Here is a 20621-nt window from a genome sequence, read left to right as displayed (position 1 = left end):
GCCCCGAGCGGGCGCCCCGCGGCCACGGCCGTGCCGCCAGGCCGTGTCGTCGCAGTCCCTCCTGGCCGGTGGGCCCCGCCCTGCGGGCGGCCGGAGCCGCTGCGGCGGCACTCCCTAGAAGTTCTCCGTCTCCTCCACCAGGAAGCGCAGTACGTCCGACAGGTCCGCGCGGCGGGCGAACGCCGCACGCTGGCGGGCGGCCCCCGATCCGTCGCGCAGCAGCCCGCCCAGGGTCTTCGCCGCGTGGTCCAGGTCGCCGGCGGCGGCCAGGTCCGGGGCGACCAGGTCGAGCAGCGCCTCCGCCAGGTCGGCCGCCGGAATCTCCGCGCCCGTGTACGGGTCCAGGCCGAAGCCCTCCAGCCCGTCGTGCGCCGCCCGCCAGCGCGCGAGACGCAGTACGTCGTCCCGTACGGGCGGATCCGGCTGCTGCTCGGCGATCGCCCGCAGCGCCGAGGCCACCAGCGCGCGCCCCAGCTCTGCCTGGAGCACGGCCGTGTCGATGTCCGGGGACATGTCGGGCGCCCGGATCTCGAGCGTGGGCCAGTTCCCGGAAGGGCGGAGGTCCCAGTAGACCATCTTGGTGTCCAGGGCCGCCCCGGAGCCGAGCAGGGTCTGCACCGAGCGCCGGAAGTGGGCCGTGGACGGGAAGTGCGGGGGCGGCCCCGCCGAGGGCCAGCCCGACCAGGCCATCGCCCGCCAGCTGGAGTGCCCGGTGTCCCGGCCGCCCCAGAAGGGGGAATTGGCCGCCAGCGCGATCAGCGTGGGCAGCCATGGTCTGACCCGGTTGGACACGGCCACCGCCGTGTCCACGTCGAGGGTGCCGATGTGGATGTGGCGGCCGCAGCTCACCAGGGTGTCCGTCAGCGCGCCGAACCGCCGGTGCTGCTCGCGCTGGCGCGGCTCGTCGTCGGTCAGGTGCAGGGGACCCTCCACCGCCACCACGGGCGACGGGGCGGCCAGCAGCCGGCAGCCGTGTTCCCGCGCCGCCGCGGAGAGGGTGCGCCGCAGGACGGCGAGCTCCTCGCGCAGGGTCACCGCCGAATGCGCGACCGGAGTGGAGATCTCCACCTGGTACCGGGTCCCCTCGGGGTGCAGCTGCTGCGGGAGCCCCGCGGCGGTGGCGAGGACGAGCGGTGCGGCCGGTACCACCCGCAAGGTGGTGGCGTCGACGAGCAGGAACTCCTCCTCGACGCCGACCGTGAGCGGGGTGGGGACGCCGCTCACGGTGGTGCTCGTTGTGCTGTTGCCAGGTTCGATCACTACGCCTCCCTGGACATACGAGTCTTTTCATCATGAGCGGAACAGGAGGCCCGGAGGGTACGTCGATCCGGTCAAATGTCGGGTATCAGTGGCGGGTTAGCGGCAAGCCCGGCCCCGCCCTGGGGCGCCGGGTCCGGGTGGTGAGGGCGGTGCGCGTGGGTGCACGCGTCCCGTGCTCCAGGGCGGCCCCAGCCGGGTCCGGTTACCATCCCGTGTGACCGGTACCGCCTCCCCTCCCCGACCGAAACGGCGCATATTCGCCGACCTCACCCCCCTGCGCACCTCCGCCGACTACCGGCGGCTGTGGGTGGGCGGCACCATCTCCTGGATGGGCCAGGCCATGACGGCCCTGGCGATCTCGCTCCAGGTCTACGAGATCACCGGCTCCAGCTTCTCCGTCGGACTGGTCGGGCTCTTCTCGCTCGTCCCGCTCGTCGCCTTCGGCCTGTACGGCGGCGCCATCGCCGACACCGTGGACCGGCGCAAGCTCGGCCTCTACAGCCAGACCGGGCTCACCGTCCTGTCCGCCGGCCTGGCCGCCGCGGCCCTGCTCGGCTACCACCGGGTCTGGCTGCTCTACACCGTCGTCGCCCTCCAGGCCGTCTGCGGCGCCCTGAACGGGCCCGCCCGGTCCGCCATGATCCCCAAGCTGCTGCCGCCCGAGCAGCTCCCCGCCGCCAACGCGCTGGGTTCCGTCACCATGACCTCCGGGACGATGCTGGGCCCGGTGCTGGGCGGCCTGATCGTCGGCTGGTGGGGGTACCAGGCGGCGTACCTGATCGACGCGGTGACCTTCATCGCCGCCCTCTACGCGATGTGGCGCCTGCCCGCGATGCTGCCGGAGGGCCGCAAGGGGCGGGCCTCGGTCATGGACGGCCTCCGCTTCCTCGGGACCCGCCCCAACATCCGGATGACCTTCTTCTCCGACATGGCGGCCATGGTGCTGGCCCACCCGAGGGCCCTGTTCCCGGCCATCGCCGTGCTCTGGTACGGCGGCGACGCCAAGACCGTCGGCCTGCTGGTGGCCGCCCCCGCGGTGGGCGCGCTGCTGGGCGGGCTGTTCTCCGGCTGGCAGGGCCGGATCCGGCGGCACGGGCTGGCGATCCTGCTGTCGGTCGGGGCGTGGGGGGTGGCCATCGCCGTCTTCGGCCTGACGCGCAACCTCTGGCTGGGGCTGGTCTTCCTGGCGCTGGCCGGGTGCGCCGACACCATCTCGATGGTGTTCCGCAGCACGATGCTCCAGGCGGCGACGCCGGACGCGATGCGGGGGCGCCTGCAGGGCGTGTTCATCGTGGTCGTCGCGGGCGGCCCCCGGCTCGGGGACTTCCTCGCCGGGTCGGTCGCCGACCTCGTCTCGCCGGGGGCGGCGGTCACCGGGGGCGGGGTGGCATGCGTGCTGGTGCTCGCGCTGCTCGCACTGCGGTGGCGGGGCTTCGCCCGCTACGACGCCCGCTCACCACAGGCATAGCCCGGACCCTTCCCGGGCGCCGCCCGGCGCCGCCGGGGAAGCGCCGCTACGCCTCGACCGGGGGGCGGGTGCGGGGGCCGGGCCGGGCGCCCGTGTTCGCGGTGCCCGCCGGTTCGAAGAGCAGGATCGCGGCCTCCTCCGCCGCCTCCGGGCAGTGTTCGACCCCGCGCGGGACCACGTACAGCTCGCCGGGCCCGAGCACCACGTCCCCGTCCCGCAGGTGGATCGTCAGCGTGCCGCTCACCACCAGGAACAGCTCGTCGGTCTCGTCGTGCGCGTGCCAGACGAACTCCCCCTGGACCTTGGCCACCTTCACCTCGTAGTCGTTGACCCGGGCGATCGTGCGCTGGGCCCACTGCTCGGTGAACCCGGCCAGCTTCTCCGCGATGTCGACCTTGCCGCACAGCGCCGAAGGCGCCGTCTGCGCTGTCTGCGCTGTCTGTGTCGTCTGTGCTGTCTGTGTCATGGGGACAGCGTCACGCCTGCCCCGCGGGCCGGTCTTGTACGTTTCTGACATGTCCGCCGACTCCCGCCCGCGCAGCACCGTCTCCGCCTGGCGGCCGCCGGTCACCGGCATCGCCGAGGTCTTCCACGCCCGCTTCACGGACCACGCGTACCCCGTCCACGTGCACGACACCTGGGCCCTGATGATCCTGGACGGCGGGCGGGTGGGCTTCGCCCTCGAACGCGAGCGGTACGGGGCCGGGGTCTCGGACAGCGTCGTCCTGCTTCCGCCCGGCGTGGCCCACGACGGCCGGACCGTGACCGAGACGGGCTTCCGCAAGCGGGTGCTGTACCTCGACACCTCGGTGCTGCCCGAGCACCTCACCGGCTCCGCCGTCGACGCCCCGCTGCTGGCCGACCCCGCGCTGCGCGGCCGCGTACACGGCCTGCACCGGGCCCTGCGGGATCCCGACCCCCTGGAGGCGCAGTCGCGGCTGGCCTTCGTGGGGGAGCGGCTGCGCTGGTGGCTGGGGGGAAGGAAGCCGATGCCGTACGAGGCGCCGCGCGCGCGAACCGCCGTACGGCTGCGCGAGCTGCTGGACGCGCGGGCCGCCGAGGGGGTCACCCTGGAAGAGGCCTCTGCGGCGCTGGGCGGCACGCACCCCACCCACCTCATCCGCAGCTTCCGCCAGGCCTACGGGCTGCCCCCGCACGCCTACCTGACGGGCCGCCGGGTGGCACGGGCCCGGGAGCTGCTGCTCGCGGGGATGCCGGCGGCCCGGGCGGCGACGGAGGCGGGCTTCTACGACCAGGCCCACCTGACGCGGCACTTCGCGCGCCACGTCGGGACCACCCCGGCGCGGTTCGCCCGCCCGGCGGCCGGCAACCGCCCCGTGTGAACGGCAGCTCGCGATCACGGCCGGGCTGTACCTCGCCGACCAGGGATCAGCGGGCGGGATCAGTGCGCGGGAGGAACGATTCCCCGGGCCACCCCCAGGGCCACCAGGTCCTGCGGCCGGATGCGCAGCTGGTCCGCCGTGGCGGGGGCCTCCTCGGCGGGGCGCTTGAGGATGGCCGCCGCCAGTTCCGGGGCGATCACCGAGAAGTAGCTGTCCGGAGTGACCCAGGTGTTTCCCGGCGCGGCCAGCGCGAGCGCCCCGCCGGAGCCGCCCTCGCCGATCAGCAGGGTGGTCACCGGTACGGAGGCCTCCGCGAGTGCCGCGAAGGTGTCGGCGATGGCCGGGCCGGCGCCGGCGTGTTCGGCGGCGGCGTCGTTGGCCGCGCCGGGGGTGTCCACCAGGGTCAGCACCGGGATCCCGAGCCGGTCCGCCAGGCGGATGACCCGGGCCGCCGTACGGTAGCCCGCCGGGCGGGTCGCGGTGCCGCACTGGGCCGCGTACGCGACCGCCCGCCCCTCGCGGAGGCCGAACCCGCACAGCATCCCCGGGTCGGCCGCCCCGGCCCGGTCACCGCGCAACGGCAGGCGCAGCTCGAAGTAGGCCTCCAGGTACGCCTCCGCACGCGGGCGGTCGGGATGCCGGGCCTGCCGGACGGCGTCCCACCCGGTCTCCGGGGGCGATACGGCGGCCAGCGCGGCCGGGGGCTCGACGGCGGTGGCGGCGCGGGGCGCGGCCAGCACCCGCAGCCAGTCCGCGACGGCCGCCGGAAGCTCCGCGGCCGGGACGACGGCGTCGACGTGCCCGGCGGCGTACTGCCCCTCGGCGGTGTACGCCGCCGGATCCGCGTCCGCCGGCCGCACCCGGGATCCGGCGAAGCCGACCTGCGCCCCGGGCAGCGCCAGCACGACATCGGCCCCCGCCCCGAGGGTGGCCCAGCCGCCGCCGGTGGTGGGGTCGCGCAGCACCGCGATCTGCGGGAGCCCGGCGGCCCGGGTGAGCACGCACTGCCGCGCCACGCGCTGGAGCTGGGTCAGCGCCAGCATCCCCTCCTGCATCCGGGACCCGCCGGTGGCGATCAGGGAGACCAGCGGCAGGCGCTGCTCGCGGGCGTGACGGTACGCGGCCTCGAGCCGGTCCCCGGTGCGCCGGCCGAGGGATCCGCCGAGGAAGCCGAACTCGAAGCAGATCACGGTGGCCGGGCGGCCGCCGATGAGGGCGGTGCCCGTGACGACGGACTCCTGCTCGCCGGTCCGCGCGGTGGCGCGGGCGCGGGAGGCGTCGTAGCCGGTCCAGCCGATGGGACCGTCGTCGGGGTACTCCGCGCGGGGCGCGGGGAGTTCGGCGAAGGAGCCGGGGTCGGTGAGGGCGGCGATGGCGGCACGGGCCGAGAGACGGGTCGTCACCGGGCCACCCTAGGCCGTGGGGGCCCGGGGTGCGCTGCCGATGCCGTCCGGGGACGGCTCCTGCCTTTTCGGCGACTGGTGGGGATCGGGTCTCCGCGCGCCCTCTACAGCGCCGACTCCCACACCACCGTCGTGCCCCGGGTGCCGGCCTCCGTGCGGCCGTCGTCGGCGACCGTCAGGCGGACGCGGGAGGGGGTGGCGTCGACCTCCACCTCGATCGACGTGACCTCGCTGCGGCGGTGCGCCGCCGCCAGCGCGCCGCGCAGCGTCGACAGCAGTGCCGTCGTCACCGGGTCCGGGAGCAGCGCGTCCACCGCCCCCGCGAAGTGCACCGACGGCTGGAAGCCGAGGAGGACGGCGGCTCCGCCGGTTTCGCGGAGCACCCGCCCCCGGAAGGTCGTCGGGGCGTCGCTCGGCGGCTGCTGGAGGGCGAAGATGGCGGTGCGGACCTCCTGGATGGTGGAGTCCAGCTCGTCCACGGCCCGGCTCAGTTCCTCGCCGACGGTGTCCCCGGCCGCCGCGTTGGACGACCGCCGCCGTGTGCTCTCCAGCATCATCTCGGTGGCGAACAGCCGCTGGACCACCAGGTCGTGCAGGTCGCGCGCGATCCGGTCGCGGTCCTCGTAGACGGCCAGCTGCTCCCGGTCGTGCTGCGCGTCCGCGAGGACCAGGGCCAGCGCGGCCTGGGAGGCGAACTGGGAGGCCAGCAGCCGGTCCACCGCGTCGTACGGTTGCCCGCCCCGGGCCCGCGGCAGGGCGAGGGTGCCGATCAGCTGGCCGCCGCTCTGCAACGGGAGCATCATGCTCGGGCCGAAGCGTTCCCGCACGTGCGTGGTCATCCGGGGGTCGGTGGCGGAGTCCTCTATGAAGACCGGTTCGCCGCCCAGCAGTTGCTCCAGTACCGGGGAGCCGGGGGCGATGGCGGTGCCGACGAGGTCGCCGGGGTCCCCGTGCGTGGAGGCGGCCACGATCTCCATGCCGCCCTCCGGCGTGGGCTGGAGCACCACGCCCGCCGCGGCGTCCGCGAGCAGCCGGGCGCGTTCGGCCACGCACATCAGGGCGTCCGCGGCCGGGCGTCCCGCCAGCAGGGTGGTGGTCACGGCGGCGGCGCCCTCGATCCAGCGCTCGCGGCGGCGCGCGGTCTCGTACAGGCGGGCGTTGCCGATCGCTATGCCGGCCTGCGAGGCCAGGACGCGCATCAGCGCGAGGTCCTCGTCCGTGAAGGGGCCGCCGCCGCGCTTCTCGGTGAGGTAGAGGTTCCCGAAGACCTCGGTGTGGACGCGGATGGGCACGCCCAGGAAGCTGCGCATGGCCGGGTGGCCGGGCGGGAAGCCCGCCGAGCGGGGGTCCTTCGTCAGGTCGTCCAGCAGCAGCGGCCGGGGGTCGCTGATCAGGGCGCCGAGCAGGCCGGTGCGGCCGTCCGGCAGCCGGGGGATCGCGCCCCGTTCGGCCCCGGTCATCCCGGCGGTGAACAGCTGGGTCAGGCGGGCGCGCTCGGGGTCGACGACCCCGAGCGCTCCGTACCGGGCCCCGCACAGTTCGGTGGCGGAGTCCACGACGTGCTGGAGGGTGGTGTGCAGTTCCAGTTCGGAGCCGACGCTGAGGACCGCCTCCAGCAGCACCGGGAGGCTCGAGGGCGCGCCGGCGCCGCCGGGTTCGTCCAGGGTCATCCGGCCAGCGGGTTGAGGACCATGGGGGCGATCTTCCCTTCCAGCATCGCGCCGAGTCCCAGCACGGCGCAGACGTCGGGCCGTTCGGCGATGGCGACGGGCATTCCGGTGGAGTCCCGCAGCATCTGGTCGAGGCCGGGCAGCCGGGCGCTGCCACCCACCATCATGATCCCCCGGTCCGTGAGGTCCGCGACCAGGTCGGGCGGGCAGTCCCGCAGCACCTTGCCGATGCCGTCGAGGACGGCCGTCAGCGGGGTGTGGATGGCGTCCCGCACGGCCGCGGTGTCCACGTGGACGGAGCGGGCGAGTCCGGTGGCCACGTCGCGGCCGTGGATCAGGGTGGAGGCCGGGCCGTCGGGGGTGATGCCGTTGCCGTGGAGGGCCAGCTGGAGGGGGCGTACGGCCTGGCTCGGCAGCATCAGTTCGTGCGCGTGCCGCAGGTGCTGGACCACGGCGTGGTCGATGGCCTCGCCGCCGACGGGGATCCGTTCGGCGGTGACGATCGAGCCGAGGGAGAGCACCGCGATCTGGGTGGCCGCCGCCCCGCACACCATGATCATCGTCGCGGTCGGCTGCTCCACGGGCAGGCCGCAGCCGACGGCCGCCGCGATCAGGGTGTCGACCAGTTCGACGCGCCGGGCGCCGAGCCCGACCATGGTCTCCACGGCCGCCCGCTGGGCGAGCGGGTCGGCGTCGTGCGGGGTGCAGGCGGCGGCGCGCAGCCGGGGCTTGCGGCGCAGGGCGCGGCGCAGTTTCTCGCCGAGCAGGTGGCGCAGCATGCGCTGGGCCATCTCGATGTCCACGACGGTGCCGCCGGAGACGGGGCGCACGACGCGGATGTAGTCGGGTGTGCGGCCGGTCATGCGTTCGGCGAAGGTGCCGACGGCGATGAGGGCGCCGGTGCGGGTGTTGACCGCGGCGGCGCTGGGCTCGTCGACGACGAGTCCGGCTCCCTTGACGTAGACGCGGGTCCTGGCGGCTCCCAGGTCGACGGCGACGTGGCAGCGACGCAACTGCTCCAGACTGACGGTCACGGCAGATCCTCCCGAGAGCGCTGACGCAGGATGAGACCGGCGGCCGCCGATCGCTTTCACATCTTGTCGGATAAATGGGTCGTATCGCCCGTTGGAATGCTCCGGCCGTGGTGTGTCGTACGGGTGAGGGGTGCTGCACGGGGGTGGATTTCTGTACCGACAGGCAGCAGCATGCGCGCACCATCCGCGCTACCCGTACGTAACAAGGTAAAGGGGACCCGATGCTGACGCCCCGCCAGAAACTCCTGGCGCTCCTGACCCTCTGCCTCACCCTCCTGGCACCCCTGCCGGCCCAGGCCGCCGACCGGGCGGCGCCCGAGGCCCCCCACCGGGCGGCCGCCGCCCGCAATCCGGTGGTCTTCGTGCACGGCTACAACGCGGACCCGGGGGTCTGGGGATCCCTGCGCGAGGACCTGAGGGCGGACGGGTACACGGACGCGGAGCTGTTCTCCTGGGGCTACGACACCCACCAGTCCGTCAACGAGGTGCTCTCCGGCAGGCTCGCCGGCTACGTCGACCAGATCCTGCGGGAGACGGGCGCCGCCCGCGTGGACCTCGTGGGGCACTCCTTCGGCTCGCTCGTCGGCCGCTGGTACGTCAAGTTCGGCGGCGGCACCGCGACGGTGGAGCACTGGGTCTCCCTGGCGGGCCCCAACCACGGCACGTCCACCGCCTGGACCTGCGCCCTGTGGGACCAGGCGTGCCGGGACATGACCCCGGGGTCGTACGTGGCGAAGAACCTGGCCTCGGGCGACGAGACCCCGGGCGCGGTGAAGTACGCGACCTTCTGGTCGGAGTGCGACGAGGTGGTCAACCCCGACAGCAGCGTCCCGCTCTCCGGCGCCCTCAACACCCCGGCCGGCTGCCTGAAGCACAACGACCTCCTCGGTGACGACGCCACCTCGGCCGGCGTCCGCGCCTTCCTGCGCAGCTAGACCGGGTCGTCACTGACCCCCCTGGCCGGTGGGGCCCGGCACGCACGCTCCCCATCCCGGGCCCTCCTGCACCCGCTGGAGCAGCCCGTACGTGAACTCCGCCACCAGGGGCCGGTCCGACGCGGTGAACGCCAGCCGCCAGCGCGTCGGGGCCGTGCCCTCCATCGGCCGGGCCGGCGCGAAGGCCCGGGCCACCTCGTCCACCGTCGCCGACCAGGGCCGCAGGTCCCCGGCCGTCTCCAGTACGGGGCCCCGCACGCCCGGGGCCCGCACCAGCCACTCGTTCCACACCGCCCCGTCCGGCGCGGCCAGCACCTCGAACCGCAGCTCCGGCCACAGCGGCACCGGCCACAGCAGGGCCTCGCACTCCAGGTCGCCGATGCTGCGCCGCTCCGCGGACTCCGGCGGCCCGAGCACCGACCGGTAGCGCGCGAGGGCCCCGCGGGACCGGGGCGAGCGGATCATCGCCTGCCAGCGCCGGTTGGCCTCCCGCTGCTCGGCGAGCGTGGCGCCCAGCCGCAGCCGGGCCTCTTCGGCGAGGCCGGGCTGGAAGTCCGCCATCCTGCGCAGCAGCACCAGCTGGAAGGCGGTCGGCCCGAAGGCCCCCGGACGCCCCGGATTCCGCGTCGCTGTCATGGACGTAACGATTCCACACAGGATCCTTACGTTCCCGGAATGCTTATGTTGCCGGGGACCGCATAGCCTGCGGGCGCCATGAACTACTGCCCCGCCTGTCAGAGGCATCTCAACGGAGCACTCGCGTGCGCCGGCTGCGGCACCCCGGCCCAGTACCTGGCCGCGGCCGGACCGGCCGCCGCGACGCCCGCCCACGAGCCGCAGCCCGCGCTGGCCGAGGTGTTCGCGGATTCACTCGTCGTGCTGTCCGGCCCCCACGAGGGCCGTGCGGGCAGCCGCAAGCGCGCGGCCAGCCGCCGCAGACGGGGCCGGGGCGTGCTCGCGCTCGGGCTGGGGCTGGTGCTCGCGACCGGGGGCTCGATAGCCGTGGCCCGGATCGTGACGGACGACGAGGGCGCCGACCGGGCCGACAAGGTGGTGCTGACCGACTCCGGTCCGGAGCAGCCGGACGCGCTGCCCAGCGGGCCCGCCGCGCCGGCGGCACTGCCGTCCGGCAAGGGATCCGGGGGAGCGGGGAAGTCGGCCCGGCCCAGCGGCAGCCCGAGCGGGACCGCGCAGCCCTCGGCGAGCGGGAGCGCCTCCGCCTCCGGGTCGGGGGAGCCGTCGCAGGGCGGTACCGGCGGCGGGACATCCGTAAAGCCGACGAAGCCGGCGCAGCCCGCGCCGGGCCCCACCGGCACGGCGCAGCCCCCTCAGCCGTCCCCGACGAAGCCGAGGCCGACGAAGCCGAAGCCGACGCCCACCGAGACCTGCGTGCTCTGGGTCTTCTGCTGACGACGGGCCGGCTCAGGCCAGCATGCGCCTGAGTAGGTCCCGCAGCGCCGTGCGCTCCTCCGAGGAGAGGCCGGCCAGCGGCTCGCGCGCGAAGTCCAGCGTCTCGCGCAGCCGCTCCGCGGTCTCGACGCCCCCCTCGGTCGGCGCGGCCAGCTTGACCCGGCGGTCGGCCGGGTCCGGGCGGCGTTCGACCAGGCCGCGGGTCTCCAGCCGGTCGATGATGCCGGTCACGTTCGAGGGCTCGCAGCGCAGCTTCTGCGCGATGCGCCGCATGGGCAGCGGCTCCAGGGACAGCATGTTCAGCACCTTGGCCTGGGCGCCGGTGAGCTGGTGGCGGGCGGCCGCTTCCTCGTACTCCATGTGGTAGCGGGCCACGACATCGCCGATGAGCTCGACGACCTCGAGGGTGACTGGGTCTGCGCGACGACTGGGCATGGCTCCAGGGTACCCGTTTACTTGACAACATGAAATATCCAGGCGCATGGTTGTTTCACGTCCTGAAGTAATCTTCGTTCTCCCAGGAGTCCCTCATGTCTCAGATCCCCGCCGTCAGCCGCGAGTGGCACCTCGTCCGCCGCCCGCAGGGCTGGCCCGTGGCCGAGGACTTCGCCCTGCGCGAGGTACCCGTCTCCGCCGAGCCCGCCGCCGGCCGGATCCTGGTCCGCAACCTCCACATGTCCGTGGACCCCTACATGCGCGGCCGGATGAACGACACCAAGTCCTACATCCCGCCCTTCCAGCTGGACGAGCCGATGCAGGGCGGCGCGGTCGGCGAGGTCGTCGCCTCCAACGCCGAGGGCTTCGAGGTCGGCGACCACGTCCTGCACCACCTGGGCTGGCGCGAGTACGCCGAGGTGGACGCGCAGCACGCCGCCAAGGTCGACGCCTCCCTCGCCCCGCTCTCCGCCTACCTGGGCGTGCTCGGCATGCCGGGTCTGACCGCCTACGCGGGCCTCTTCGAGGTCGCCTCCTTCAAGGAGGGCGACTCCGTCTTCGTCTCCGGCGCGGCCGGTGCGGTCGGCAGCCTCGTCGGCCAGTTCGCGCGGATCAAGGGCGCTTCCCGGGTGATCGGCTCCGCCGGCTCGGACGAGAAGGTGACGCTGCTCACGGAGAAGTACGGCTTCGACGCCGCCTTCAACTACAAGAACGCCCCCGTCGCCGAGCAGCTGCCCGCGGCCGCTCCCGAGGGCGTCGACGTCTACTTCGACAACGTCGGCGGCGACCACCTCGAGGCCGCCATCACCAGCATGAACGTCCACGGCCGCGCCACCCTCTGCGGTGCCATCGCCGGCTACAACGACACCGAGGCCGCCCCCGGCCCGCGCAACCTCATGATGGTCATCGGCAAGCGCCTGCGCCTCCAGGGCATCCTCGTCGGCGACCACTACGGAATGCAGCAGCAGTTCGTCAAGGACGTGGCCGGCTGGCTGGCCTCCGGCGAGCTCCGCTACGACGAGACGGTCGTCGAGGGCGTGGAGAACGCCACCGACGCCTTCCTCGGAATGCTGCGCGGAGAGAACACCGGAAAGATGATCGTTTCTTTCACGGGTTAGGCTCACTCCACGACCGTCGCGATCGTGGGCGCGCATCGCGGCGATTCATCTGGAGGAAGTTCTTCATGTCCATCACGCAGACCGACGTCGCGTACACGGCCGTCGCCACCGCCGAGAACGGCCGTGACGGCCGCGTCGCCACCAACGACGGCCAGCTCGACGTCGTCGTGAACCCGCCGAAGGAGCTCGGCGGCAGCGGCGCCGGCACCAACCCGGAGCAGCTGTTCGCCGCCGGCTACAGCGCCTGCTTCCAGGGTGCCCTCAGCGTCGCCGCCCGCAACGAGAACGTCGACGTCACCGGCTCCACGGTGACGGCCGAGGTCGGCATCGGCAAGAACGACGACGGCTTCGGCATCATCGTCAAGCTCACGGCCTCGATCCCGACCGTGGACGCCGCCACGGCCAAGGACCTGGTCGAGAAGGCCGACCAGATCTGCCCGTACTCCAAGGCCACCCGCGGCAACATCACGGTCGAGCTGAACGTCGCCTGACCGCGTCGCACGCCTCGCGCAGGCCGCACCCCCCGGGGGGTGCGGCCTCCGCCGTTCCCGGCCCATAAACTGGCCCCATGCGTGATCTTGCGGTGGGCTTCCGGTACTTGCTGGCCGGTCAGCGATGGGTGCTGCGGAACGGCCGCTGGCTGGGCTTCGGCCTGCTGCCGGGCCTGGTGTCGCTGGTGCTGTACGCCGCCGCGCTGGCCGGCCTCTTCTACGGGGCCGACGACTTCGTCGACTGGGCCACGCCCTTCGCCTCCGACTGGTCCTCGCCCTGGATCGGGCTCTTCCGCGGCTTCCTGACCGCCGTGGTCGTCTCCCTCGGGCTCTTCCTCTCGGTGATCACCTTCACGGCCGTGACCCTGCTGGTCGGCCAGCCCTTCTACGAGTCCCTCTCGGAGCAGGTGGACCGCACCGAGGGCGGCGAGGTCCCCGAGTCCGGGCGCTCGTTCTGGGAGGACCTGTGGATCTCGGGCCGGGACAGCGTGCGGCTGCTCGGCCGGGTGGTGCTGTACGGGATCCTGCTGTTCGCCCTCGGGTTCATCCCGGTGATCGGGCAGACCGTGGTGCCGGCGATCGGCTTCTGCGTCTCCGGCTTCTTCCTCACCCAGGAGCTCACCTCCGTCGCCCTCCAGCGGCGCCGGGTGGACCTGGCCGAGCAGCTGGTCCTGCTGCGCGGGCGGCGGGCGCAGGCGCTGGGCTTCGGCGTGCCGCTGGTGCTGGCGTTCCTGGTCCCGCTGGTCGCGGTGTTCCTGATGCCGGGGGCGGTGGCGGGGGCGACCCTGATGGCGCGGGACCTGGTGGGCGCCGACTCCGCCGACGACGACGGGGACGCGGGGGACGGCGACCTGCGGCAGCCCGGTTCCGAGCCCGGCGCGCAGGGCCCGTACGGGCATCAGTACGGCCAGGACCCATACAGCCAGGGCCCCGGCCAGGGCGGCGCGGGCCCCCAGGGCCGCACCCCCAACCCCTACAGCCAGGGCTGACCCCGGCCGGGCCGCGGACCGGGGCTCCTGGTCAGCGAGTGGTGGTGACGTCCGCCTGACGGGCCACGGTGAACCGCAGTTCCGGCCGCGCCCACGTCACCTTGGGCGGGGAGGCGGGGACCGTTCCCACCGGTTCGGCCCCCATGCGCCGGTAGAACTGCTCAGCGGGCGGGTTCGACACCACACGGACGTGGGTCAAGCCCGCCTGCCCCGCTTGGTCGAGCATGTGCTCCATGAGGAGGCGGCCGATGCCCGTCCCCTGCGCCTCGTCCGACACGAAGGCCAGGTCCAGCTCGGCGGGGTCGAGCACCAGCGCGTAGAAGCCCAGCGGTCGGCCCGTCGAGTCCACGGCCGTGAAGACCAGGTTCCGGGCGATGTAGTCAGGCGTCACCCGGTAGCCGGATATCACCGAGGCATACCGGCCCTGGTAGGCGCTGGACGCATGGACCAGCGCGGTGAGGGCGTCGGCGTCCTGCTCGATGGCGCGTCGAACCGTCAGGGGTTGCATGCACCCGAGTATAGGAACGCAGCCCCCTCGTGCCTCTTACCTTCAGCCGGGGAGTCCGGCTTTCGCAGGCAGCCCCTGGCGCCGCAGCAGGGTGAGCGCCCCGACGGTGTCCTCGCCCGCGTGGGCCGCCGGGTCGGCCTCCAGCCGCTCGCGCATCAGGTCCAGGTACGGCTTGATGAGCTCGGGGCTGACCCCCTGGCCGGCGGCGGTGCGCAGCAGCGTGCCGCTGGAGGCGACCTGCATCGCCAGGTTGGACACCACCCCGCTGGTGAAGTCCCGGGAGCTCAGCCGCTCGGCGGCGTTGCCGACGAAGAAGCCCATCGCGCCGAGCCACTCGGACAGCAGCGGCGCCAGGTCCCCGGGGGCGATGCCCTCGCCCTCGATCAGCGCGTAGGCGTGCGAGACGCCCGCGAACATCCCGTACATCGCGCTGAGCAGTGCCACGTCGTGCAGCGCCGCGTGGCCCGGGTCCTCCCCGACGAAGCGGGCGACGGCCGGGACCTCCAGGGCGGCCCGGTGGGTGTCGAAGAGGGCGCGGGAGCCGCTGTAGAAGACGTACGCCCCGGAGCCGGGGGCGCCGATCATGTCCGGCGTCGCCATGATCCCGGCGTCCACGAACCGGGCTCCGCGCTCCTCGGCCCACGCGGCCCGCGCCCGGCCCTCGGCGGGGGTGCCGGTGGTGAGGTTGACGATGTCCTTGCCGGTCAGGTCGATGCCCTCCAGGGCGGCTTCGATGCTGGCGTCGTCCAGCAGGCAGAGCACGACGAGGGTGTGCGCGGCGACGGCCTCGGCCGGGCCCGCGGCGACGGCCGCGCCCTCGGGGGCCAGGGCGGCGGCCTTGGCGGCGGTGCGGTTCCAGACGGTCAGGGGGTGCCCGGCGGCGAGCCAGGTGCGGGCGAGGGCGGTGCCCATGTCACCGGTGCCGAGGAGGGTGAGCGGACGCTTCGTCACGTGTGTGTCGGTCATGCCGTTTAGCCTGGTGGCGGGCGTTGCGGCGTTCAAGTACGCACTTCGGGGTGGGTGGTTACCCCGAAGTGAGCGAGCAGGTGGGAGGGGAGTGCGCGATGGCGGTCACAGGACGACCGGGGGCGGACCACTGCGGGATCGCCGCGGCGATGGCGGTGATCGAGGGCAAGTGGAAGGTCTCGCTGCTGTGGGAGCTGGAGCGCTGTCCGCGCATCCGCTTCGGCGAGCTGCGCCGGCTCGTCCCGGGGGTGTCGGAGAAGGTCCTCGCGGCCCAGCTGCGCGAGTTGGAGAACGACGGCATAGTCCACCGCGAGGTCTACGACGAGGTCCCGCCGCGCGTGGAGTACTCCCTGACCCCGCTCGGCGAGGAGCTGAACGGGGTCCTGGAGCCCCTGGGGGAGTGGGGAACCAAGCACCTGCTGCCGGACTCCGCCTGAACGGTGCCTGGCGCGGCCCTCAGGCGGGGATCTCCACCGTGACGACGTCCGGGCCGAGGTCGTCGGCCTCGGCCAGCAGCGTGCCGTCCGGGGCCCATACGGCGGCGCCGCCGCAGCCCGTCCACGGGCCCGCCGGGCCGACGTGGTTGGCGAGGACCACGTACAGGCCGTGCTCCTTCGCGATCCCGGGGTGGATTCCCGCCCGCTCGGCCCGCCCGTCTCCCGTGCCGTAGAGGGAGCTGGCCAGGTGCACCGTGCAGCCGTCGGCCGCGCTGCGGGCGGCCAGCTCCGGGAAGTGGTTGTCGAAGCAGACGCCCAGCGAGAAGCGCAGGCCGCCCAGTGCGAAGCGGCCGTCGGTGCGGCCCGCGGCGAAGGCGCCCTGCTCGTGCCGGTAGAGGTGCTGTTTGGCGTACGTCGTCACGTGCGCCCCGTCCGCGTCGTACACCAGCGTCGCGATGGCGGGCAGCGGCCCGCCGGTGCGCAGGGCGGCGTTGACGGCCACGGCGGTGCCGGCGGAGCGCAGCCCGTCCAGGCGGGGGTCCTCGGCGTCGGCCAGCCACAGGCCGGGGTCCCCGGCGAGGGCCTCCAGCTCGTACCCGGTGAGCGTGAACTCGGGGAACACCACGAGCTCCGCGCCCTGCCCCCGGGCCCGGGCGGCGAGGGCGGCGGCGTACGCGGCGTTGGCGGTGACGTCGGCGGGGACGCAGGTCAGCTGGGCGGCGGCGATCTTCACGGCCTCAGGATGCCAGCCCTTCCCGGAGCTGCGGCTCCCGGGCGCGGCTACGCGCCGGGGCCCCTCAGCAGGGTGAGGAAGGAGCGGAACGCGGCGGGCATGTCCACCGATTCCGGGGCGAGCAGCCACTGGTACTGGAGGCCGTCCATCACCGCCGTCAGCAGCGGAGCGGCCTGCTCCGGGGTGAGGCCGGAGGGGAGGCGCTCGCCGAACTCGGCGCGCAGCAGCGTGGCCATCTCCGCGCGCACCTGCGCGTACCGGTCGGTGAAGAACGCGCGGGCCGGGTGGCCGTCGGTGACGCTCTCGCCGAGCAGCGCCGAGAAGGTCTGCACGATGCCCGGGCGCATGGCGTTGTACTCCACCAGCGACTCCAGCAGGTCCAGGCGCCAGGCGTCGGCGGCGGTGCGCGAGCCGCCGCCGGTGTCCCAGCGGTCGCGCTCCTCCAGGACCGCGACCAGCAGGGCCTCCTTGGTCGGGAAGTAGTGCAGGAGGCCCTGCTGGGTCAGCCCCACGCGTTCGGCGACGGAGCCCAGGGAGGCACCCCGGTAGCCGCGCTCGGCGATCACCTCGACCGCCGCGCGGACGATCTCGCCGCGCCGCTCCTCGCTCTTCGCCCTGGCCATCGCCGGACCACCCCTTCCGCTCACACCTGCCAGCAGGACCGTACGGCATGCTCACATCACGAAATGATAACAACGCCTACCACTCTACAGGTGTCGGCGCGACGATGGGGCCGTTCGCACCGCACCGCACCGCACCGCACTCGACGAGGAGGCACGGCCGTGACCGATGCCGATCAGGTACACGACGAGGACCAGGACCGCGACGACCGGGCCCGCGAGGACGCCGTCGAAGCGGCACTGGGCAAGCTGGACCTCGACACCAAGGCCCGCCTGCTGGCCGGACGGGACATGTGGTCCCTGCCGGCCCTTCCCGGGATCGGGCTCGGCTCCCTGGTGATGTCCGACGGGCCGATCGGCGTCCGGGGGGTGCGCTGGACCGCCGACGACCCCTCCGTCGCGCTGCCCTCCCCGACCGCCCTCGCCGCCGCCTGGGACCCCGCCCTCGCCCGCCGCGCGGGCCGGCTGCTCGCCCAGGAAGCCCGCCGCAAGGGCGTGCACGTCCTCCTCGCCCCCACCGTCAACCTGCACCGCTCCCCGCTGGGCGGCCGCCACTTCGAGTGCTACTCCGAGGACCCCTGCCTCACCGGCGCCATGGGCACCGGCTACGTCAGGGGCGTGCAGGACGGCGGGGTCGCCACCACCGTCAAGCACTTCGTCGGCAACGACGCCGAGACCGAGCGCTTCACCGTCGACAACGTCATCGCCGAGCGCACGCTGCGCGAGCTGTACCTCGCCCCCTTCGAGGCGATCGTCACGGGCGCCCGCCCCTGGGGCGTCATGACCGCGTACAACCGGGTCAACGGCACGACCATGACCGAGCACCGGCACCTGGTGAACGAGGTGCTGCGCGGCGAGTGGGGCTTCGACGGATGCAACGTCTCCGACTGGATGGCCGCCCGCTCCACCACCGGGGACGTCCTCGGGGGCCTCGACGTGGCCATGCCCGGCCCGCAGACCGTGTACGGGCCCGCGCTGGCCGAAGCCGTGCGCGCCGGGGAGGTCCCCGAGTCCGCCGTCGACGGGGCCGTGCGCAACGTCCTGCGGCTCGCCGCGCGCGTGGGCCTGCTGGAGGGCGCCCCCGCCGTCGTCGCCGAACCGCCCGCGCCGGTCGACGGGCAGGCGCTGGCCCGCGAGCTGGCCGCCCGCGGGTGCGTCCTCGTACGCAACGACGCCGGCGCCCTGCCGCTGGACGCGGGCCGCACCGTCGCCCTGATCGGGGCGGCCGCCCGCGACGCCCGCGTCCTCGGCGGCGGGTCGGCGACCGTCTTCCCCGAGCGGGTGGTGTCACCGCTGGAGGGACTCGCCGCCGCGCTCCCCGAAGGCGCGCTGACCTACGCGGTCGGCGCCGACCCGAGCGGGGAACTCGTGCCCGCCGGCCAGGGCTTCGACCTGCGCGCCGTCTGCCGGGACGCCTCCGGAGCCGTCATCGGCGAGGGCAGCCTGCCGAGCGGGCAGGTGCAGTGGATCGGCGACGACCTGCCCGCGGGGGCCGCGTACGAGACGATGGCCACCATCGAGGTCACCGGTACGTACGTGCCGCGCGAGAGCGGCGAGCACGCCTTCGGCACCCGCGGCCTCGGCGCGTTCACCCTCGCCGTCGGCGGCCGCACCCTCTGGGAGGGCGTCCAGGAGACGGGGGACGAGGCCGACCCCTTCGAGGCCTTCTTCGGAGCGCCGAGCGAGCGCGCCCGGACCGTCCTCACCGAGGGCGAGCCGGTCGGGGTGTCGCTCACGTACCGGGTCCCCGACCTGAGCGCGCTGCCGCTGCGGGCGGTGCTGTTCTCCCTGCTCCACCTCGGGCCGCGGCGCGACGCCGACGAGCTGATCGCCGAGGCGGTCGGGGCCGCCCGCGCCGCCGACACGGCCGTCGTGGTGGTCGCCACCACCGAGCGGGTGGAGTCCGAGGGCTTCGACCGGCGGGACCTCGCACTGCCCGGCCGCCAGGACGACCTGGTGCGCGCCGTCGCCGCCGCCAACCCGAACACCGTGGTCGTCGTCAACGCGGGCTCCCCGGTGGAGCTCCCCTGGCGCGAGGACGTCGCCGCCGTGCTGCTGACCTGGTTCCCCGGACAGGAGGGCGGGGCCGCGCTGGCCGACGTACTCCTCGGGAAGGCGGAGCCCGGCGGGCGGCTGCCCACCACCTGGCCCGCCTCCCTCGCCGACGCGCCCGTCACCGAGGTCGTCCCCGCCGACGGGCGGCTGGAGTACCGCGAGGGGCTCTTCATCGGCTACCGGGCGTACGAGGCGCGGGGCGTGGCCCCCGCCTACCCCTTCGGCCACGGCCTCGGCTACACGGACTGGGCGTACGACTCCCTGGAGGCGGCCCCCGACACGGTCCGGGTCCGCCTCACCAATACCGGGACCCGGCCCGGCCGGGAGGTGGTCCAGGTCTACCTGGCGCCCGTGGCGGACCGGGCCGGGCGTCCGGCGAGCTGGCTGGCCGGGTTCGCGGGCGCCGAGGCCGGCCCCGGCGAGAGCGTGGAGGTGGAGATCGCGCTGCCCGCCCGGGCCTTCGAGGTCTGGGACGAGGAGGCGCGCGGCTGGCGGCGGATCGGCGGCACCTACGAGGTCCGCGCGAGCCGCTCGCACGCCGACACCCGGCTGACGGCGACCCTCGACCTGTGACGGCCGGGCGGCGCGACACGCCGTAGCGTGAAATTGGCCGGAATCAACCCGTGTACCGGGCCGGGAGCGGTCCCTGGCACCGCTCCCGGCCCCCCGCGCGTCAACCAGGCGGTGCGGCCGCCGTCACCTGTCGGTGCGCCAGTTCCGCGAGCCGCGCCTGGCCGTCCCGGCCCGGGTGGAACCAGTCCCAGCGGCTCAGCTGTTCCTCGCCGAAGGGGTACTGGAAGACGGCGCCGCCGTCGTAGCGGCACAGCGCGTCGGCCGCGCAGACCTCGCGCAGCACCTCGTTGTACTCGACCACCCGCGCCCGTACCTTCTCGCGGCGCGCGGTCGCCACGGCCTCCGCCGACAGCGGGTCGGCCAGCATGGACTGACAGATCCCCAGCTTCCAGACCTGCCGCACGACCGGGATGTCCTTGCCCTGCTCCCACAGCCGCTGGAGGTCGGGCACGGAGGACACGTACACCTGCGACGCGGGCGACGCCGTCCGCAGGTCCTTCAGGGCCCGCGCGAAGTCGGCGCGGAACTGCTCCACCGGCGTCATCGACGAAGCCGTCGGCCGGCAGGCGTCGTTGGAGCCCACCATGACCGTGACCAGGCCGGGCTTGTGCTGGGCCGCCGAGGCCATCTGCCCCGGGAGGTCCGCCATGCGCGAGCCGGTCACCGCGTAGTTCCAGCTGCGCGCCGGCACCTCGGCGTCGCCGAGCAGCCGGGCGGCCAGGGAGCGCACGGCGGGATCGCTGCCGGTCGCCCAGGAGACCTCCGGGCAGTCGGCCAGCACCGAACAGGCGTCGAAGCCGCGGGTGATGGAGTCGCCCACCGCGGCGACCGACGCGGGCGAGGTGTTCCAGCGGGGCGCGGAGTGGCCTCCCCGCTCGTTCCCGGCCGACGGCCCGGCGGAGTCACACCCCGTGACCGTCGCGGCGAGGAGGGCCGCCGCCACGCCCGCGCCCGCGGACGTCCGGCGCGCGAGACGGCGGGCGGCGGTGGTGGGCATGGGGTGGTCCTCCCTCGTCGCCCCGCGTCCTTCCGGGGGCGTCCTGCTGAGTGAATGCTCGGTGTTTACGGGCCTCGGAGCGACCGTACGTCACACCATGCCCCCTGGCGCACGGTAGCTTTTTCCCGTGGCGTTTCGGCCGCCGGTGCCGCAACGCAATGTCAAATAATTTCCGT

21 protein-coding genes are annotated in these 20621 nt (G+C 74.2%); 9 read left to right on the top strand and 12 right to left on the bottom strand.

All coding sequences use genetic code 11. From position 1 onward, the window contains the following. Positions 1–114 precede the first annotated feature (114 nt). Positions 115–1224, bottom strand: coding sequence for a carboxylate-amine ligase (locus ACZ501_RS03040; RefSeq protein ID WP_468792077.1), 1110 nt, complete (start codon positions 1222–1224; stop codon positions 115–117). A gap of 250 nt (positions 1225–1474) precedes the next feature. Here ACZ501_RS03040 and ACZ501_RS03035 point away from each other — a divergent pair, with 250 nt between their 5' ends. Then, complete coding sequence (locus ACZ501_RS03035) at positions 1475–2728, top strand: MFS transporter (RefSeq protein WP_362459871.1); 1254 nt, start codon at positions 1475–1477, stop codon at positions 2726–2728. A 46-nt stretch (positions 2729–2774) separates the two neighbouring features. Here ACZ501_RS03035 and ACZ501_RS03030 read toward each other — a convergent pair whose 3' ends face one another. Continuing rightward, positions 2775–3194 carry a cupin domain-containing protein gene (locus ACZ501_RS03030; protein WP_468792074.1) on the bottom strand — a complete coding sequence of 140 codons (420 nt, stop codon included), beginning with the start codon at positions 3192–3194 and terminating at the stop codon, positions 2775–2777. A gap of 49 nt (positions 3195–3243) precedes the next feature. Between ACZ501_RS03030 and ACZ501_RS03025 the strand changes: the two genes are divergently transcribed. Further along, the gene (locus ACZ501_RS03025; RefSeq protein WP_468792072.1) at positions 3244–4071 is read left to right on the top strand and encodes a helix-turn-helix domain-containing protein; all 828 of its coding nucleotides are present in this window, start codon (positions 3244–3246) and stop codon (positions 4069–4071) included. A gap of 59 nt (positions 4072–4130) precedes the next feature. On the opposite strand, the gene ACZ501_RS03020 is transcribed toward ACZ501_RS03025, so the two are convergent. From ACZ501_RS03020 to ACZ501_RS03010, 3 genes are all read right to left on the bottom strand, one after another. Continuing rightward, on the bottom strand, positions 4131–5474 hold the full coding sequence (locus ACZ501_RS03020) for a carboxyl transferase domain-containing protein (protein WP_468792069.1): 1344 nt from the start codon (positions 5472–5474) through the stop codon (positions 4131–4133). 104 nt (positions 5475–5578) lie between these two features. Then, positions 5579–7144, bottom strand: coding sequence for a sensor histidine kinase (locus ACZ501_RS03015; RefSeq protein WP_361601165.1), 1566 nt, complete (start codon positions 7142–7144; stop codon positions 5579–5581). Continuing rightward, complete coding sequence (locus ACZ501_RS03010; protein ID WP_361601162.1) at positions 7141–8178, bottom strand: rod shape-determining protein; 1038 nt, start codon at positions 8176–8178, stop codon at positions 7141–7143. Before ACZ501_RS03010 ends, ACZ501_RS03015 begins: the two co-directional genes overlap by 4 nt. 221 nt (positions 8179–8399) lie before the next feature. Between ACZ501_RS03010 and ACZ501_RS03005 the strand changes: the two genes are divergently transcribed. Then, complete coding sequence (locus ACZ501_RS03005) at positions 8400–9113, top strand: esterase/lipase family protein (protein WP_468792066.1); 714 nt, start codon at positions 8400–8402, stop codon at positions 9111–9113. Between the two features lie 9 nt (positions 9114–9122). On the opposite strand, the gene ACZ501_RS03000 is transcribed toward ACZ501_RS03005, so the two are convergent. After that, positions 9123–9749, bottom strand: a complete 627-nt coding sequence (locus ACZ501_RS03000; RefSeq protein ID WP_468792063.1) for a hypothetical protein — start codon at positions 9747–9749, stop codon at positions 9123–9125. Between the two features lie 78 nt (positions 9750–9827). On the opposite strand from ACZ501_RS03000, the gene ACZ501_RS02995 reads away from it, so the two are divergent. Then, positions 9828–10523: an SCO2400 family protein gene (locus tag ACZ501_RS02995; protein WP_361601153.1), complete on the top strand. Its 696-nt coding sequence runs from the start codon at positions 9828–9830 to the stop codon at positions 10521–10523. A gap of 12 nt (positions 10524–10535) precedes the next feature. Here ACZ501_RS02995 and ACZ501_RS02990 read toward each other — a convergent pair whose 3' ends face one another. Further along, on the bottom strand, positions 10536–10958 hold the full coding sequence (locus ACZ501_RS02990; protein ID WP_361601151.1) for a MarR family winged helix-turn-helix transcriptional regulator: 423 nt from the start codon (positions 10956–10958) through the stop codon (positions 10536–10538). Positions 10959–11053: 95 nt separating this feature from the next. On the opposite strand from ACZ501_RS02990, the gene ACZ501_RS02985 reads away from it, so the two are divergent. The 3 genes from ACZ501_RS02985 (at position 11054) to ACZ501_RS02975 (ending at position 13556) form a co-directional block, all read left to right on the top strand. Then, positions 11054–12076: an NADP-dependent oxidoreductase gene (locus ACZ501_RS02985; RefSeq protein ID WP_361601148.1), complete on the top strand. Its 1023-nt coding sequence runs from the start codon at positions 11054–11056 to the stop codon at positions 12074–12076. Positions 12077–12141: 65 nt separating this feature from the next. Then, entirely contained in the window at positions 12142–12567 is a 426-nt protein-coding gene (locus ACZ501_RS02980) for an organic hydroperoxide resistance protein (RefSeq protein ID WP_361601145.1), read from the top strand. A gap of 77 nt (positions 12568–12644) precedes the next feature. Beyond that, positions 12645–13556 (top strand): EI24 domain-containing protein, encoded by a 912-nt coding sequence (locus ACZ501_RS02975; protein WP_468792060.1) that lies wholly within the window; start codon positions 12645–12647, stop codon positions 13554–13556. A gap of 31 nt (positions 13557–13587) precedes the next feature. Here the strand turns inward: ACZ501_RS02975 and ACZ501_RS02970 are convergent, their stop codons facing one another. Continuing rightward, a complete protein-coding gene (locus tag ACZ501_RS02970; RefSeq protein ID WP_361601139.1) occupies positions 13588–14064 on the bottom strand; it encodes a GNAT family N-acetyltransferase in 477 nt (158 codons plus the stop codon). A gap of 42 nt (positions 14065–14106) precedes the next feature. Further along, positions 14107–15030 (bottom strand): NAD(P)-dependent oxidoreductase, encoded by a 924-nt coding sequence (locus ACZ501_RS02965; RefSeq protein ID WP_468792057.1) that lies wholly within the window; start codon positions 15028–15030, stop codon positions 14107–14109. Between the two features lie 98 nt (positions 15031–15128). On the opposite strand from ACZ501_RS02965, the gene ACZ501_RS02960 reads away from it, so the two are divergent. After that, entirely contained in the window at positions 15129–15467 is a 339-nt protein-coding gene (locus tag ACZ501_RS02960) for a winged helix-turn-helix transcriptional regulator (protein WP_362459903.1), read from the top strand. Between the two features lie 19 nt (positions 15468–15486). Here ACZ501_RS02960 and ACZ501_RS02955 read toward each other — a convergent pair whose 3' ends face one another. After that, complete coding sequence (locus tag ACZ501_RS02955) at positions 15487–16200, bottom strand: carbon-nitrogen hydrolase family protein (protein ID WP_468792054.1); 714 nt, start codon at positions 16198–16200, stop codon at positions 15487–15489. A gap of 47 nt (positions 16201–16247) precedes the next feature. Next, complete coding sequence (locus tag ACZ501_RS02950; protein WP_361601127.1) at positions 16248–16823, bottom strand: TetR/AcrR family transcriptional regulator; 576 nt, start codon at positions 16821–16823, stop codon at positions 16248–16250. A gap of 159 nt (positions 16824–16982) precedes the next feature. Here ACZ501_RS02950 and ACZ501_RS02945 point away from each other — a divergent pair, with 159 nt between their 5' ends. Next, positions 16983–19448 (top strand): beta-glucosidase, encoded by a 2466-nt coding sequence (locus tag ACZ501_RS02945; protein WP_468792051.1) that lies wholly within the window; start codon positions 16983–16985, stop codon positions 19446–19448. Between the two features lie 100 nt (positions 19449–19548). Here the strand turns inward: ACZ501_RS02945 and ACZ501_RS02940 are convergent, their stop codons facing one another. Continuing rightward, positions 19549–20445, bottom strand: coding sequence for an SGNH/GDSL hydrolase family protein (locus ACZ501_RS02940; protein ID WP_468792048.1), 897 nt, complete (start codon positions 20443–20445; stop codon positions 19549–19551). Between the last annotated feature and the right edge of the window lie 176 nt (positions 20446–20621).

The sequence above is a fragment of the Streptomyces sp. NPDC034085 genome, from assembly GCF_055575555.1.
This window is presented reverse-complemented; position numbering and strand designations above follow the sequence as displayed.

Excerpts from the sequence above, each read along its gene's own strand:
- ACZ501_RS03030 (WP_468792074.1), bottom strand. The coding sequence starts at position 3,194 with ATGACACAGACAGCACAGACGACACAGACAGCGCAGACAGCGCAGACG.
- ACZ501_RS03025 (WP_468792072.1), top strand. The coding sequence starts at position 3,244 with ATGTCCGCCGACTCCCGCCCGCGCAGCACCGTCTCCGCCTGGCGGCCG.
- ACZ501_RS03015 (WP_361601165.1), bottom strand. The coding sequence starts at position 7,144 with ATGACCCTGGACGAACCCGGCGGCGCCGGCGCGCCCTCGAGCCTCCCG.
- ACZ501_RS03005 (WP_468792066.1), top strand. The coding sequence starts at position 8,400 with ATGCTGACGCCCCGCCAGAAACTCCTGGCGCTCCTGACCCTCTGCCTC.
- ACZ501_RS03000 (WP_468792063.1), bottom strand. The coding sequence starts at position 9,749 with ATGACAGCGACGCGGAATCCGGGGCGTCCGGGGGCCTTCGGGCCGACC.
- ACZ501_RS02995 (WP_361601153.1), top strand. The coding sequence starts at position 9,828 with ATGAACTACTGCCCCGCCTGTCAGAGGCATCTCAACGGAGCACTCGCG.
- ACZ501_RS02990 (WP_361601151.1), bottom strand. The coding sequence starts at position 10,958 with ATGCCCAGTCGTCGCGCAGACCCAGTCACCCTCGAGGTCGTCGAGCTC.
- ACZ501_RS02985 (WP_361601148.1), top strand. The coding sequence starts at position 11,054 with ATGTCTCAGATCCCCGCCGTCAGCCGCGAGTGGCACCTCGTCCGCCGC.
- ACZ501_RS02980 (WP_361601145.1), top strand. The coding sequence starts at position 12,142 with ATGTCCATCACGCAGACCGACGTCGCGTACACGGCCGTCGCCACCGCC.
- ACZ501_RS02975 (WP_468792060.1), top strand. The coding sequence starts at position 12,645 with ATGCGTGATCTTGCGGTGGGCTTCCGGTACTTGCTGGCCGGTCAGCGA.
- ACZ501_RS02970 (WP_361601139.1), bottom strand. The coding sequence starts at position 14,064 with ATGCAACCCCTGACGGTTCGACGCGCCATCGAGCAGGACGCCGACGCC.
- ACZ501_RS02965 (WP_468792057.1), bottom strand. The coding sequence starts at position 15,030 with ATGACCGACACACACGTGACGAAGCGTCCGCTCACCCTCCTCGGCACC.
- ACZ501_RS02960 (WP_362459903.1), top strand. The coding sequence starts at position 15,129 with ATGGCGGTCACAGGACGACCGGGGGCGGACCACTGCGGGATCGCCGCG.
- ACZ501_RS02950 (WP_361601127.1), bottom strand. The coding sequence starts at position 16,823 with ATGGCCAGGGCGAAGAGCGAGGAGCGGCGCGGCGAGATCGTCCGCGCG.
- ACZ501_RS02940 (WP_468792048.1), bottom strand. The coding sequence starts at position 20,445 with ATGCCCACCACCGCCGCCCGCCGTCTCGCGCGCCGGACGTCCGCGGGC.